The following is a 14,257-nucleotide window of genomic DNA, read 5'->3' on the forward strand; positions in this document are numbered from 1 at the left end:
AAGGCGCGCTCGTCGAGGGAGCGGCGGAGGGCGCGGCAGGCGGGGCGTAGCCGGGAGCCGGCGGAGCCGTCAACCCGGGCTGCGGCGGCGCATAGCCCTGGGGCTGCTGCGGGTAGCCCTGGGGCTGCTGACCGTAACCCTGCGGGGCACCGTAGCCCTGCGGCGCCGCGGTCGCGGAGGGCTGCACCGGGACGCCGTCCCACACCGTGCGGTCGCCGAGGAAGCCGTTCCCGGCCCACGAGGCGGGCTGGATGTTGGGGTTCCACCGCGACTTGTCGAAGGCGTTGATACCCAGCCACACCGGCGGGAGGAAGAAGTACAGGATGACCCAGACCGCATCCTTCTGCAGCTTCAGTCCGACCCGCCACGCGGCGATGAGGTCGAGGACACGGCCGGCGATGCCGACGAGCGGGAGGATGAGGAACCAGCCCAGGACCGGGATGATCGCCCCGACCACGCCGGCGCCGATGAGGTACAGCACGAGCCACGGGCTGAGGTCGCCGAGCTTGTAGAAGATCATCGAGTTGTAGACCGGGACCCAGGCGCGCCACTTGCCCTGGACACCGGCCTTCTCGAAGACCTTCATGTAGAACCAGGCGTAGATCGCGTACACGATGAGCGGCAGGATCGTGTACAGCAGCGTCAGCGCGACGAGTGCGCCGCCTGAGATGCCGTAATCGTAGTAGTCGTCCAAGGTTCCCCTCCAGAAGGCTGATATTCCCGGGTGATGCGCTGCTTACACTAGCGCGTCACCGCCGCCGCGCGCAGGACCCTCGCTGACGTCCCGCGCCGCGAACCGGTCTCACTCCGCGACGACGAGTTCCAGCTCGCCGGGATGGTCGGTCTCGCGCAGCACGATGCCTCGCCCCTCCGCCCACCGCAGCAGTGCCCGGCGGGAGCCGATGCGCGGTCGGTCCTCCGCGAGTGCACGCACCAGGAGGCCCTTCGACTTCTTGTTGAAGTGGTTCAGCGCTCTGCCCTGCTCGGTGACCACGCGCACATACGCCGAGGGCACCGATGCGGGCACGGGTCCGAGACCCACGTACGCCTCGCTGCGCAGGTCGAGGACGAACGACGGCGCCTCGTCCGCGATCGCCGAGGTCGTGGCTTCCGCCCAGTGACGCCGGAGCCGCGGCACCCCGGGAAGCGACGTTCCCGCGGCGAGGCGGTAGGTCGGGATCGGGTCGAGCGCGCCGACCGGACCGAACGGCGCGCTCTGGATCCACACGTGGGCGTCCGCCCACCGCCGTGACGCCGGGGAGAGCGAGGCCGCGTCGAGGGCGTCGAACAGCACGCCGGTGTAGCGGTCGATCGCCGGCATGGTCGGCGCGCTGCGGAGAGCGCGGTTGTGCGCGATGTCGTCGAGCTGCCGCTCGCTCAGCTTGAGGACACGGCGCGCGGCCTCCTCGTCGGCCGCGAGCTCGACCAGGGCGTCGAGCACGGCCGCGCGATGCTCAGCGAGAGACGGCAGCGGCAGGACACCGAGGTCGAGCGGCGCGCCCGTGCCTCCGGGACGCTTGGTCTCGGACGGCGGAAGCAGGATCTTCATGGCACCTCGTAACGCAGACGCGTCCGCCTCGACACCCGAGGGTGCCGAGGCGGACGCGATGTTCAGGACTGTCAGGCGATGAGAGCCGCGTTGCCCGCCACGATGGTCAGAACGTCGCCCTCCATGGAGAGGAAGCCGTCCTGCGCGTTGGCGAGCACCTTGGCGCCGTCGGTCTGGGTGATCCGGACCTGGCCCTCGGCGAGGATGGCCAGCACCGGCTCGTGACCGGACATGAAGCCGATCTCGCCCTCGACGGTCTTGGCGACCACGAGGCTCGCCTCACCCGTCCAGACCTCCGCGTCGGCGGAGACGAGGCTGACGTTGAGCGCCATGATCAGGCGTTCTCCTTCTGGATCTGCGCCCAGCGCTCCTCCACGTCGGAGATGCCACCGACGTTGAAGAAGGCCTGCTCGGCGACGTGGTCGAAGTCACCGCGGGTGATCGCGTCGAACGACTCGATGGTCTCCTTGAGCGGAACCGTCGAACCCTCGACACCCGTGAACTTCTTCGCCATGTAGGTGTTCTGCGAGAGGAACTGCTGGATGCGACGTGCGCGCGACACGACGATCTTGTCTTCCTCGGAGAGCTCGTCGACACCGAGGATCGCGATGATCTCCTGCAGCTCCTTGTTCTTCTGGAGGATCTGCTTGACCGTGGTCGCCACGCGGTAGTGGTCCTCGCCCAGGTAGCGGGGGTCCATGATGCGCGACGTCGAGGTCAGCGGGTCGATGGCCGGGTACAGACCCTTCGACGCGATCTCACGGGAGAGCTCGGTCGTCGCGTCGAGGTGCGCGAAGGTCGTGGCCGGAGCCGGGTCGGTGTAGTCGTCGGCCGGCACGTAGATCGCCTGCAGCGAGGTGATCGAGTGACCACGCGTCGAGGTGATGCGCTCCTGGAGGAGGCCCATCTCGTCGGCGAGGTTCGGCTGATACCCCACGGCGGAGGGCATGCGGCCCAGCAGCGTGGAGACCTCGGAACCGGCCTGCGTGAAGCGGAAGATGTTGTCGATGAAGAGCAGCACGTCCTGCTTCTGCACGTCACGGAAGTACTCCGCCATCGTCAGAGCCGAGAGGGCGACGCGCAGACGCGTCCCCGGCGGCTCGTCCATCTGGCCGAACACGAGCGCGGTCTTGTCGAAGACGCCCGCCTCCTCCATCTCGTGGATGAGGTCGTTGCCCTCACGAGTGCGCTCACCGACACCGGCGAACACCGACACACCACCGTGGTCCTGCGCGACGCGCTGGATCATCTCCTGGATGAGGACGGTCTTGCCGACACCGGCGCCACCGAACAGACCGATCTTTCCACCCTGCACATACGGGGTGAGGAGGTCGATCGACTTGATGCCCGTCTCGAACATCGTGGTCTTCGACTCGAGCTGGTCGAAGTTCGGGGCCTTGCGGTGGATGGGCCAGCGCTCCGTGACCTCGATGGTCTCACCGGGCTCGCCGTTGAGGACCTCGCCGATCACGTTGAAGACCTTGCCCTTGGTGATGTCACCGACGGGGACCGAGATGGCCTCACCGGTGTCACGCACCTCCTGACCGCGGACGATGCCGTCGGTCGGCTTGAGGGCGATGGCGCGCACCAGGTCGTCACCGAGGTGCTGTGCAACCTCGAGGGTGATCTCGGTCGACTCCTCGCCGATCGTGATCGTCGTCTTCAGCGCGTTGTAGATGTCGGGGATCGAGTCGTGCGGGAACTCGATGTCGACAACCGGACCGTTGACGCGGGCGACGCGCCCGACGACCGCGGTCGCCGGCTGCTCAGCCGTGGCGGTGGTGGTCATTTCTTCGTCTCTTTCCTGAGGGTCTGTCAGCTCGATGCGAGGGCGTCGGCGCCACCGACGATCTCGGCGATCTGCTGGGTGATCTCGGCCTGACGCGCGTTGTTGCGCAGGCGGGTGTAGTCGGTGATGAGCTTGTCGGCGTTGTCGCTGGCGGACTTCATCGCCTTCTGCGTGGCGGCCTGCTTGGCGGCAGACGACTGCAGGAGGGCGTTGAAGACGCGGCTCTGGATGTACACCGGCAGGATCGCGTCGAGCACCGTCTCGGCATCCGGCTCGAACTCGTACAGCGGGTAGACCGTGCTGCCCGCCTCCGAGTCGTCGGCCTCCGCGATCTCCAGCGGCAGCAGGCGCACGGACTCCGGCGACTGCGTCATCATGCTGACGAAGCGGTTGTAGACGAGGGTGATCTCGTCGACGCCGCCGTCCTCGCCACCGCGGTTGAAGGCCTCGAGAAGCGTCTGCGAGATCTCCTCCGCGGTGTGGAAGGACGGGGTGTCGGTGTCGCCGGTCCACTCCGCGGCCGCCTCGATGCGACGGAACTGGAAGTAGCCCACCGCCTTGCGTCCGATGAGGTAGAACACCGGCTCCTTGCCCTGCTCGCGCAGCAGCTCCGCCACCTCGAGACCCTCACGGAGGATCTGCGAGTTGAAGGCACCGGCGAGACCGCGATCGGACGAGAAGATCACGACCGCGGAGCGGCGGATGTTCTCAGGCTCACGCGTGAGCGGGTGGTCGACGTTCGAGTGCGTCGCGACGGCGGACACGGCCCTCGTCACGGCCCGCGCGAAGGGGGTGGACGCCTTGACGCGCGCCATCGCCTTCTGGATGCGCGAAGCCGCGATGAGTTCCATCGCCTTCGTGATCTTCTTGGTCGTCTGAGCAGAAGAGATCTTCTGCTTGTAGACCCTGAGTTGAGCGCCCATGAATCAGTACCTCACGCGATTACGCGCGACGACCCTTGACGATCTTCTCCTGGTTGACGTCGTCGGCCTCGGCCGCAGCGTGCTCCTCGTGGCCGGGGGCGCCGATGGCGTGGCCCTTGCCGCCCTGGAACTCCAGGAGGAAGTTGTCGGTCTGCTTGTCGAGCTCGGCGACCGTGTCGTCGTCCAGCACGTTCGTCTCGCGCAGCGTGTCGAGCACCTTGGTGTTGCGACGCAGGTAGTCGAGCAGTTCGCGCTCGAACCGCAGCACGTCCTCGACCTCGATGGTGTCGAGCTTGCCGTTCGTGCCAGCCCAGATCGAGACGACCTGCTCCTCCACGGGGTACGGCGAGTACTGCGGCTGCTTGAGCAGCTCGGTCAGACGGGCACCACGCGACAGCTGACGACGCGAGGCGGCGTCGAGGTCGGAGGCGAACATCGCGAAGGCCTCGAGCGAGCGGTACTGCGCGAGCTCCAGCTTCAGCGTTCCGGAGACCTTCTTGATCGACTTGACCTGAGCGTCACCACCGACACGCGAGACCGAGATACCCACGTCGACCGCCGGACGCTGGTTGGCGTTGAAGAGGTCGGACTGGAGGAAGATCTGGCCGTCGGTGATCGAGATCACGTTGGTCGGGATGTACGCCGAGACGTCGTTCGCCTTCGTCTCGATGATCGGAAGACCCGTCATCGAACCGGCGCCCAGCTCGTCGGACAGCTTCGCGCACCGCTCGAGCAGGCGCGAGTGCAGGTAGAACACGTCGCCGGGGTAGGCCTCGCGGCCCGGCGGGCGGCGGAGCAGCAGCGACACGGCGCGGTACGCCTCGGCCTGCTTCGACAGGTCGTCGAAGATGATCAGGACGTGCTTGCCGCCATACATCCAGTGCTGGCCGATGGCCGAACCGGTGTAGGGCGCCAGGTACTTGAAGCCGGCGGGGTCGGACGCGGGAGCCGCCACGATCGTGGTGTACTCCAGGGCGCCGGCCTCCTCGAGCGCGCCCTTCACCGAGGCGATGGTCGAGCCCTTCTGGCCGATGGCGACGTAGATGCAGCGGACCTGCTTGTTGACGTCACCCGACTCCCAGTTGGCCTTCTGGTTGATGATCGTGTCGATCGCGATCGCCGTCTTGCCGGTCTGGCGGTCGCCGATGATGAGCTGACGCTGACCACGGCCGACCGGGATCATGGCGTCGATCGCCTTGATGCCGGTCTGCATCGGCTCGTGCACCGACTTGCGCTGCATGACGCCGGGGGCCTGGAGCTCGAGCTCGCGGACGCCCTCGGTCGCGATCGCGCCGAGACCGTCGATCGGGTTGCCGAGCGGGTCGACCACGCGGCCGAGGTAGCCGTCACCGACCGGGACCGAGAGGACCTCGCCCGTACGGGTGACTTCCTGGCCGGCCTCGATACCGGTGAAGTCGCCGAGGACGACCACGCCGATCTCATGCTCGTCGAGGTTCAGGGCGAGGCCCTTGGTGCCGTCTGCGAACGTGACGAGCTCGTTCGCCATCACGCCGGGCAGACCCTCGACGTGCGCGATGCCGTCGGCGGCGTCGATGACGGTGCCGACCTCTGTCGCAGCAGCGCCGGTGGGCTCGTATGCGGCGGCGAAGTCCTTCAGCGCGTCACGGATGACGTCGGGGCTGATCGATAGTTCTGCCATTGTCTTCCCTTTGTATCTGGGTGCGCGGTTCCCCGCGCGAAGTCGTGTTAGCCCGCGAGCTTCTGGCGAAGGTCGGCGAGTCGTGCGGAGATGCTGCCGTCGATGACGTCATCGGCGATCTGCACGCGCAGACCTCCGACGACGGCGGGGTCGATGACGACGTTGAGCGAGACCTCGCCGTCGTAGCGACGCGAGAGGGCGTCGCTCAGACGGGTGCGCTGCGCATCGCTGAGCGGGGTCGCGGTGTGCACCGTGGCCACGACGAGGCCGCGCTGGGCGGACACGAAGCGGATGGCCCTGTTCAGGAGCTGGCGGACGCGCCGCTCGCGCGGACGACGCACGAGGGACGAGACGATCAGCGTGGTGGCCGCACCGGCGGAGGATCCGGCGAGGAGGCGCTCGACGAGCTCCCCCTTCGCGTCTTCTCCCCCGAGGCGGCTGCCCAGAGCGAGTTCGAGCTCCGGGTTCGCGGCGACGAGCCGGGCGAAGGCGAAGAGCTCACCCTCGATGTCCACACCGGGCTCGGCGATCGCGGCGGACCGGATCGCGAGCTCCTCGATGCCGTCGACGAGCTCGTCGGCGCTCGACCAGCGCTGCGCCACGGCTGCGCTCAGAACGCTCTGAGACGCCGCCGAGAGCCCGCCGAACACCGCGGAGACGACGTTCTTCCGCGACTCCACGGACGCCGACGGGTCGGCCAGCGCGCCGCTCAGCTGAGACGAATCGCCCACGGTGCGCGCGGCGACGAACAGCTCCCGCGCGGTGTCGAGGGTGACGTCCTTCGCTGCGGCAAGCGCCTGAGTGGATGCCGCGAGTGCCTGAGCGGTCGCGCTGCCCATTACTGAGCCGCCTTCTCGGATGCTTCGAGATCGGCGAGGAAGCGGTCGACCACGGCGGCCGCGCGAGCGTCGTCGGACAGCGTCTCGCCGACCACGCCACCGGCGAGGTCGAGTGCGAGCGAGCCGACCTCGCTGCGCAGGGAGACGAGAGCCGTCTGGCGCTCGGCCTCGATCTGCGAGTGCGCGGTGGCGGTCAGACGCGCAGCCTCGCTGGCTGCGGTCTCCTTCGCCTCGGCGATGATCTTCTTGCCGTCCTCACGGGCGGCCTCGCGGATCTCCCCGGCCTCGGTGCGCGCCTCGGCGAGCTGGCGGGTGTACTCCTCGAGGGCGGCCTCCGCCTGCTTCTGCGCCTCATCGGCCTTGGCGATGTTGCCCTCGATGGCGGCGGACCGCTCGTCGAGCATCTTCGTCAGACGGGGAAGGGCGACCTTCCACACGACGATGAGGATGATGAGGAACCAGAAGCCCGACCAGATGATGTCGTACCACGCGGGGATCAGCGGGTTGTTCGCCGCCTCACCCTCAGCCGCGAGGTTCGTGACAAGAGCGTTCAGCATCCTGTCTCCTTCAGAAGTCGGTGGGGATTACGGGAAGGGGATGAATCCGACGGCGATGCCGACGAACGCAAGCGCCTCGGTGAAGGCGATACCGATCCACATGAGGACCTGCAGGCGACCGGCCAGCTCGGGCTGACGGGCGACGCCCTCGATGGTCTTGCCGACGACGATGCCCACACCGATGGCCGGACCGATGGCCGCGAGGCCGTAGCCGACCGCCGCGAGGTGGCCGTTGATTTCAGCGAGAACCGTAGTTGCGTCCACGGGTTTTTCCTTTCGTTGGGTGGGAGGGCTGTTGCCCGCCCGCTCAGTGCTCTTCTGCGACCGCGAGCTGGATGTAGACCGCGGTGAGGACGGTGAAGACGTAGGCCTGCAGGACGGCCACCAGGATCTCGAAGAGAGTGAAGGCGCCGCCGAAGGCGAGGGTTCCGATACCGAGGGCAGCCCAGCCGCCGCCCGCGGTGAAGAAGAAGAACTGGGTGGCCGCGAAGCACAGCACCAGGATCATGTGGCCGACGACCAGGTTCATCAGCAGTCGCAGGGTGAGGGTCACCGGGCGGATGATGAACGTCGAGATGAGCTCGATCGGCGTGACGATGAAGTAGACCGGCCACGGCACGCCCGACGGGAAGAGCGCGTTCTTGAAGAAGTTCTTCGGGCTCTTCTTGATACCGGCGTAGATGAAGGTGACGTAGCTGACCACGGCGAGGGTGAGCGGGACGGCGATGATCGCGGTGCCCGGCATGTTCAGGAACGGGATGATGCCCGTGACGTTCATGAACAGCACCATGAAGAAGATCGTGGTGAGGATCGGCAGGAACCGGTCGCCGTCCTTGCGGCCGAGCAGGTCGTGCGCGATGCCGCCGCGGACGAAGCCGAGACCCATCTCGACCAGGCTCTGGAACCGCCCGGGCACGACCTTCATACGGCGCGTGCCCAGCCAGAGGATCAGGACCACGGCGATCACCGAGAGGAGCTGGATCAGGTGGATCCGGTTCACCGGGATGGGACCGACGTGGAAGAGGATCTCCGGGAAGAACTCATCGATCGAAGGGCCGTGGAACTCGCCATCGGAAGACGCGAGTCGGGGGGTCAGGGTCGCAGCAAGATTAAACAGCGCGGGCTCCAGCTTCGGGGCACCGGTCAGAACCGGGGCGACGATGGTCGGTGTGCTTCAAGCGCAAGCGCTCGCGGGCGAGCGGCGGGCACTCCCCCACACTATCAGAATCCAAGGGTGCCCTAAGACCGCGGAGCGTCGTCCGCCGGGCCGGTGGAGCCGCCGTTCGCGGCGCCGGGCGCGCGGTCCTCCGGCACCTCGGTCGGCAGCGTGGTGTCGCTCACGTTCGGCAGGCGCATCTGGGTGAGCACCACCACGTCGATCACCAGCGACATCACCACCCCCGCGACGATCGAGAGGAAGAACACCATCGGGTCGAGCCACGGCTGCCCCGACAGCAGGATCATCACCAGCACGAACACGCCGAGCTTGAGCAGCCAGCCGCCCAGGACGATCGCGAAGAACAGCTGCACGTACAGCGGGTCGCCGTACCACCGGTTCGCGATCAGGATGCTGATACCCGTGATCGCGAGGAACAGCGCCGCCAGCAGCACGCCGAGAAGGCCGCTGACCAGCCCCTCCCCCTGGGCGACGGCGAAGCCGATGCCGCCGGCGAGCAGCGCCAGCACGACGGTCGCCACCGCCGACCAGACGAGGGTGCGACGCAGGATCGGCGTGCTGGAAACGGGACTCGGGCTCATCGGGGCTCCACGGGGGTCGGGTCGGGTTCAGCGGCCGCCGGCGCCTTGCGGCGGCGGGTGGGACTCAGGGTGATGACGAGGCAGGCGGCGATGCCGACCACGCCGAAGCCGACACCGGGAAGGTACTGGCCGGGCCAGTCCTCTCGCGCACCGACGTACATGAGGAGGACGGCGAGGGAGATCACAGCCGTCCACGCGTAGAAGATGAGGACGGCGTCGCGGTCGCGGTGGCCGAGGTCGAGCATCCGGTGGTGCAGGTGCTTGCGGTCGGGCGAGAACGGCGACCGGCCCGCGCTCATCCGCCGCAGCACCGCGAGCCCGAAGTCGAGCAGCGGCAGCAGCACGACCAGCAGCGGCAGCAGGATCGGCAGGAACGCGCCGACGAGCTGCGACCGGCCGAGGCGATCCGGCTCCAGCGCCGACGGATCCATCTGCCCGGTGATCGCGATCGCGGACGTCGCCATGAGCAGGCCGAGCACCAGCGCACCGGAGTCGCCCATGAAGAGCTTCGCCGGGCTCCAGTTCAGCGGGAGGAAGCCCAGGCACGCCCCGATCAGCACCGCCGCGAGGAACGTGGAGAGGTTGAAGTAGCTGGAGGCGCCGGAGTCGCGCGTGAAGATGTAGGAGTACGCGAAGAACACGCCGTTCGAGATCAGGCACACGCCCGCGACCAGGCCGTCCAGCCCGTCGATGAAGTTGACCGCGTTCATCACGATCACGATCGCGAACATCGTGATGGTGATGCTCAGCCAGCTCGACACGACGATCAGGTCGCCGAAGGGCAGCGACAGGATCTGCAGTCCCCCGCCCACGGTGATGATGCCTGCGGCCAGGAACTGCGCACCGAGCTTGATCATCCAGTCGAGGTCCCACAGGTCGTCGACGACGCCGATCACCGCGATCAGCAGGGACGCCGCGAGGATCGCCCACATGGTCTGCGGAGGCGTCCAGATGCTCTGGAAGAACGGGTTGGCGGCCGACACCGCGAACGCCGCGACGATGCCGAGGAAGATGGCCACGCCGCCCAGCCGCGGGGTGGGCGTGGTGTGCACGTCGCGCTCACGGATGCCCGGGTACAGCTTGAAACGGAGGCTCAGCCGCCACACCGCCCACGTCAGCACGAAGGTGATGGCGGCGGTGACGATGATCGTGAAGAGGTACTGCTTCACGAATCCCCGTCCTGCTCCTGCTGCTGCTCCGGCTCGAGCAGCTCGCCCAGGACCTCGTGCAGCTGCTCGCGCGTGACGACGCCGTGCCGCAGGATCCGCACGACCCCCTCGCCGTCGTCGGCGCCGCGACGCACGAGCGAGGTCGCGTCGACGATGGTCGAGGCGATGCCGTTCGCGCTCATGCCGTCGGCGAGGTACACCGCCACGCTGTCGCCGAGCATCTTCTCGGCGTCGAGCGCGGAGATCGCCGCGTCCCGTCCCGTGAGGTTCGCACTGGACACGGCGAGCGGCCCGGTCTCGGCCAGCAGCTCCAGGACCACCCGGCCCTCCGGCATGCGCACGGCGACGGTCCCCTGGGTCTCCCCCAGGTCCCACACCAGCGACGGCTGCGCGGGGAGCACGATGGTCAGCCCGCCGGGCCAGAACGCGTCGACGAGGCGCTGCACCGGCTCCGGAACCGACTCGGCCAGGGCCGTCAGGGTCTCCTTGCTGCCGATCAGCACGGGCGGCGGCTGATCGCGCCCTCGACCCTTCGCGTCGAGCAGACGCTGCACCGCCGTCGGCGAGAACGCGTCGGCGGCGACGCCGTACACGGTGTCGGTGGGGATGACGATGAGGTCGCCGCGGCCGATCGCCTGGCGCGCGTTGCGCATTCCGGCGAGCAGCTGCGCCTCGTCGCGGCAGTCGAAGATGGGGGACATGACGGTTCGATTCTATGCGGGACGGACGTCGGAGATGCTCGGAGACCCCTGATCAGGGCCGGATCGCGGTGGTCGCACGGTCGCGCAGCGTCAGATCGCGGTGCGTGGCCGCGGCGCGCCAGCCGTCCGCCGTGAGCAGCTCGCGGATCTCCGCGCCCTGCAGCTCCCCGTGCTCGATCACGAGCACGCCCCCCGGGCGGAGCAGACGCAGCGCCCGGCCGCTCAGCACCCGCACGACGTCGAGCCCGTCCGCGCCGCCGTACAGCGCGAGCGCCGGATCGAACAGGCGCACCTCGGGGTCGCGCGGAACCGCGGCATCGGGGACGTACGGCGGATTCGAGATGACCACGCTGGCGGTGCCGTCGAGCTCGGGGAACGCCTCGGCCAGGTCGGACAGCACGAGCGTGAGGTTGCCGGTACCGGCGACGTTGCGTGCCGCCCAGGCGTGGGCCTCCTCGGACAGCTCCGCGGCGAAGATCCGCGCGTGCGGCACCTCGGTCGCCATCGCCAGGGCGATCGCGCCGCTGCCCGTGCCCAGGTCGACGCCGACCGGGGCGGCCTCGCCCGAGTTCAGCAGGGCGTCGATCGCGAACTGGGCGACGGTCTCGGTCTCCGGCCGCGGGATGAACACCCCGGGGCCCACCGACAGCTCCAGGTGCCGGAACGGCGCGACACCCGTGAGGTGCTGCAGCGGCTCCCGCCCGGCGCGACGGGACACCAGGCGGGTCAGCGCGGCCTGCTGCTCCTCGTCGATGCGGTCGCCCCGCACGATCGCCGCCTGCACCTCGCCCCGCCGCCGGTCGAGCACGTGCGCGGCCAGGAGCTCCGCGTCCACGAGCGGGTCGGGGACACCGGCATCGGCGAGGCTCTGCGCGGCGGCGCGCACGACGGCAGCGATCGAGGAGTCGGGCATGCCTCCAGCGTAGAGCGCCCGCACCCGTCACATTGCCCTCCCCCACAGGCCGCTCCCGTAGTCTGGGAACCGCAGCGACCCGTGAAGGAAGGCCTCACCCATGCCCGGCATCCACTCCGACATCACCACCGCTTTCGGCAACACCCCGCTCGTGCGCCTGAACCGGGTGACCGAGGGACTCGGGGCCACCGTGCTCGCGAAGCTCGAGTTCTACAACCCGGCCTCCAGCGTCAAGGACCGCATCGGCATCGCCATGATCAACGCGGCCGAGGCGTCGGGACAGCTGAAGCCGGGCGGCACGATCGTCGAGTCCACCAGCGGCAACACCGGCATCGCCCTCGCCATGGTCGGCGCGGCCCGCGGCTACCGCGTGATCCTCACGATGCCCGCGTCGATGTCGAAGGAGCGCCGGGTGCTGCTCAAGGCGTTCGGCGCCGAGATCGTGCTCACCGACCCCACGAAGGGCATGAAGGGGGCGATCGAAGAGGTCAAGCGCATCGTCGACGAGACCCCCGGCGCGATCTGGATCCGCCAGTTCGAGAACCCCGCCAACCCGCAGATCCACCGCGAGACCACGGCGCAGGAGATCCTCCGCGACACCGACGGCGCGGTCGACATCTTCATCGCCGGCGTCGGCACGGGAGGCACGGTGACCGGCACCGGGCAGGCGCTCAAGGCGGCGAAGCCCGGCGTGCAGGTCATCGCCGTCGAGCCCAAGGACTCCCCCGTGCTGACCGAGGGGCACCCCGGCCCCCACAAGATCCAGGGCATCGGCCCGAACTTCGTCCCCGACGTGCTCGACCGCGAGGTGCTCGACGAGATCATCACGGCGGAGTTCGACGAGTCGCTGCGGGTCGCACGCGAGCTCGCGGCGAAGGAGGGCCTGCTGGTCGGCATGTCGTCCGGTGCCGCGGTCGCGGCCGCGCTGACGGTCGCCGCGCGACCAGAGAACGCCGGCAAGACGATCGTCGTGATCATCCCCGACACCGGTGAGCGCTACCTCTCCACCGCGCTGTTCGAGGACTTGCGCGAAGACTGAGACCGCCGATGGGACTGATCGCGCGAATGCGCGAGGACATCGCCGCCGCACGCCTCCGCGACCCCGCCGCGCGCACGTCGCTCGAAGTGGCCCTGCTCTACCCGGGCCTGCACGCCATCTGGGCGCACCGGGTCTCGCACGCACTGTGGCGTCGACGGCTGCGACTGCTCGCCCGCGCGGGGTCGCAGCTGTCGCGCTGGCTCACCGGCGTGGAGATCCACCCCGGCGCGCGCATCGGCCGGCGCTTCTTCATCGACCACGGCATGGGCATCGTGATCGGCGAGACCGCGGAGATCGGCGACGACGTGCTGATGTACCACGGGGTCACCCTGGGCGGACGCACCCGCGACGTCGGCAAGCGGCACCCGACGCTCGGCGACGGCGTCGCGGTCGGAGCCGGCGCGAAGATCCTCGGCCCGGTGACCGTCGGCGACCGCTGCGTCATCGGGGCGAACGCGGTCGTCACGAAGGACGCCCCCGCGGACAGCGTGCTGGTGGGTGTGCCGGCGAAGCCGCGTCAGCGCACCGCGGGCGAGGACACCAGGGCCCTGCTGACCGCCCCCGACTACTCCATCTGACGCCCAGCACGGGGCGCACGCCTCGCGCCGCGCGCCTCGAGTCGGCGCCGCAGGAACAGCCACGGGAGCAGCACGCTGCCGACGGCCGTGACCAGCCACACGATCACCGACCCCAGCAGCCAGCCGGTCAGGTCGGTGATGCGCAGACCGCCGATCGGGAGCAGCACGACGACCAGGAGCGCGATGAAGGTCGATACGATCCCGATGCCGCCCATCAGCACCGGCGCGTAGCGATCCGCGAGCCTGCTGACCCACGGTGACAGCACCGTCTGCAGCACCGCGAACACGAGGATGCACACCACGAAGCCCCACCACTGGCTCCACTGGATCTGGAACCCGTCGAGCAGCACGTCGGCCGCGAGCAGACCGAGGCCCGCCGACACCAGATACAGGAGAGCGCGGAACAGGAGGGTGATCACGGGGCCGAGCATAGCGGCACCGAGAGGCCGCACTCAGGAATCGGATCCCACCGCGGCGAGCCGCGCCTCCTCATCGGCCGCGATCGCGCTCTCGATGATCGGATCGAGCGCGCCGTCCATCACCTGGTCGAGGTTGTATGCCTTGAAGCCGGTGCGGTGGTCGGCGATCCGGTTCTCCGGGAAGTTGTACGTGCGGATCCGCTCGGAGCGGTCCATGCCGCGGATCTGCGACTTGCGCGCATCCGACGCCGCCGCGTCGAGCTCCTCCTGCTGCTTCGCCAGCAGCCGCGCACGGAGCACCCGCATCGCGGCCTCGCGGTTCTGCAGCTGCGACTTCTCGTTCTGCATCGACACGACGATGCC

18 protein-coding genes are annotated in these 14,257 nt (G+C 68.8%); 2 read left to right on the forward strand and 16 right to left on the reverse strand.

The window, feature by feature from the left end; genetic code table 11:
- The 14 genes from DW309_RS19890 to prmC all read right to left on the reverse strand — a co-directional run.
- Positions 1–694 (reverse strand): DUF5684 domain-containing protein (locus tag DW309_RS19890; RefSeq protein ID WP_205812740.1); only part of this gene is annotated, 694 nt, incomplete at its 3' end.
- A gap of 108 nt (positions 695–802) precedes the next feature.
- Positions 803–1,549 (reverse strand): YaaA family protein, encoded by a 747-nt coding sequence (locus DW309_RS11530; protein ID WP_136045451.1) that lies wholly within the window; start codon positions 1,547–1,549, stop codon positions 803–805.
- A gap of 71 nt (positions 1,550–1,620) precedes the next feature.
- On the reverse strand, positions 1,621–1,881 hold the full coding sequence (locus tag DW309_RS11535) for a F0F1 ATP synthase subunit epsilon (RefSeq protein WP_136029295.1): 261 nt from the start codon (positions 1,879–1,881) through the stop codon (positions 1,621–1,623).
- A gap of 2 nt (positions 1,882–1,883) precedes the next feature.
- A complete protein-coding gene (atpD, locus tag DW309_RS11540; protein ID WP_025103152.1) occupies positions 1,884–3,338 on the reverse strand; it encodes a F0F1 ATP synthase subunit beta in 1,455 nt (484 codons plus the stop codon).
- 26 nt (positions 3,339–3,364) lie between these two features.
- Positions 3,365–4,261: a F0F1 ATP synthase subunit gamma gene (locus DW309_RS11545; RefSeq protein ID WP_136045452.1), complete on the reverse strand. Its 897-nt coding sequence runs from the start codon at positions 4,259–4,261 to the stop codon at positions 3,365–3,367.
- 19 nt (positions 4,262–4,280) lie between these two features.
- Entirely contained in the window at positions 4,281–5,921 is a 1,641-nt protein-coding gene (gene atpA, locus DW309_RS11550) for a F0F1 ATP synthase subunit alpha (protein WP_136045453.1), read from the reverse strand.
- Positions 5,922–5,968: 47 nt separating this feature from the next.
- Entirely contained in the window at positions 5,969–6,760 is a 792-nt protein-coding gene (locus DW309_RS11555) for a F0F1 ATP synthase subunit delta (RefSeq protein WP_136045454.1), read from the reverse strand.
- Entirely contained in the window at positions 6,760–7,317 is a 558-nt protein-coding gene (locus DW309_RS11560) for a F0F1 ATP synthase subunit B (RefSeq protein WP_136045455.1), read from the reverse strand. Before DW309_RS11560 ends, DW309_RS11555 begins: the two co-directional genes overlap by 1 nt.
- A gap of 27 nt (positions 7,318–7,344) precedes the next feature.
- A complete protein-coding gene (atpE, locus tag DW309_RS11565) occupies positions 7,345–7,581 on the reverse strand; it encodes an ATP synthase F0 subunit C (protein WP_025103147.1) in 237 nt (78 codons plus the stop codon).
- 43 nt (positions 7,582–7,624) lie between these two features.
- The gene (gene atpB / locus DW309_RS11570; RefSeq protein ID WP_522731633.1) at positions 7,625–8,434 is read right to left on the reverse strand and encodes a F0F1 ATP synthase subunit A; all 810 of its coding nucleotides are present in this window, start codon (positions 8,432–8,434) and stop codon (positions 7,625–7,627) included.
- Between the two features lie 122 nt (positions 8,435–8,556).
- Entirely contained in the window at positions 8,557–9,075 is a 519-nt protein-coding gene (locus tag DW309_RS11575) for a Cg1360 family ATP-synthase-associated protein (RefSeq protein ID WP_136029281.1), read from the reverse strand.
- A complete protein-coding gene (locus DW309_RS11580; RefSeq protein ID WP_136029279.1) occupies positions 9,072–10,244 on the reverse strand; it encodes an MraY family glycosyltransferase in 1,173 nt (390 codons plus the stop codon). Before DW309_RS11580 ends, DW309_RS11575 begins: the two co-directional genes overlap by 4 nt.
- Entirely contained in the window at positions 10,241–10,945 is a 705-nt protein-coding gene (locus DW309_RS11585; protein ID WP_136029277.1) for an L-threonylcarbamoyladenylate synthase, read from the reverse strand. The genes DW309_RS11580 and DW309_RS11585 overlap by 4 nt, the downstream gene beginning before the upstream one ends.
- A gap of 52 nt (positions 10,946–10,997) precedes the next feature.
- On the reverse strand, positions 10,998–11,858 hold the full coding sequence (gene prmC / locus DW309_RS11590; protein WP_136045456.1) for a peptide chain release factor N(5)-glutamine methyltransferase: 861 nt from the start codon (positions 11,856–11,858) through the stop codon (positions 10,998–11,000).
- A 100-nt stretch (positions 11,859–11,958) separates the two neighbouring features.
- Between prmC and cysK the strand changes: the two genes are divergently transcribed.
- Both cysK and epsC read left to right on the forward strand, forming a co-directional pair.
- A complete protein-coding gene (gene cysK, locus DW309_RS11595) occupies positions 11,959–12,897 on the forward strand; it encodes a cysteine synthase A (RefSeq protein ID WP_136045457.1) in 939 nt (312 codons plus the stop codon).
- A gap of 8 nt (positions 12,898–12,905) precedes the next feature.
- Complete coding sequence (gene epsC, locus DW309_RS11600) at positions 12,906–13,475, forward strand: serine O-acetyltransferase EpsC (RefSeq protein WP_136029271.1); 570 nt, start codon at positions 12,906–12,908, stop codon at positions 13,473–13,475.
- On the opposite strand, the gene DW309_RS11605 is transcribed toward epsC, so the two are convergent.
- Entirely contained in the window at positions 13,463–13,894 is a 432-nt protein-coding gene (locus DW309_RS11605; RefSeq protein WP_136029269.1) for a phage holin family protein, read from the reverse strand. The two genes, epsC and DW309_RS11605, sit on opposite strands and share 13 nt — an antisense overlap.
- Positions 13,895–13,927: 33 nt before the next feature.
- Positions 13,928–14,257 (reverse strand): peptide chain release factor-like protein (locus DW309_RS11610; protein ID WP_275090540.1); only part of this gene is annotated, 330 nt, incomplete at its 5' end.

The sequence above is a fragment of the Microbacterium sp. K41 genome (assembly GCF_004794395.1).
Lineage (GTDB): Bacteria > Actinomycetota > Actinomycetes > Actinomycetales > Microbacteriaceae > Microbacterium > Microbacterium sufflavum.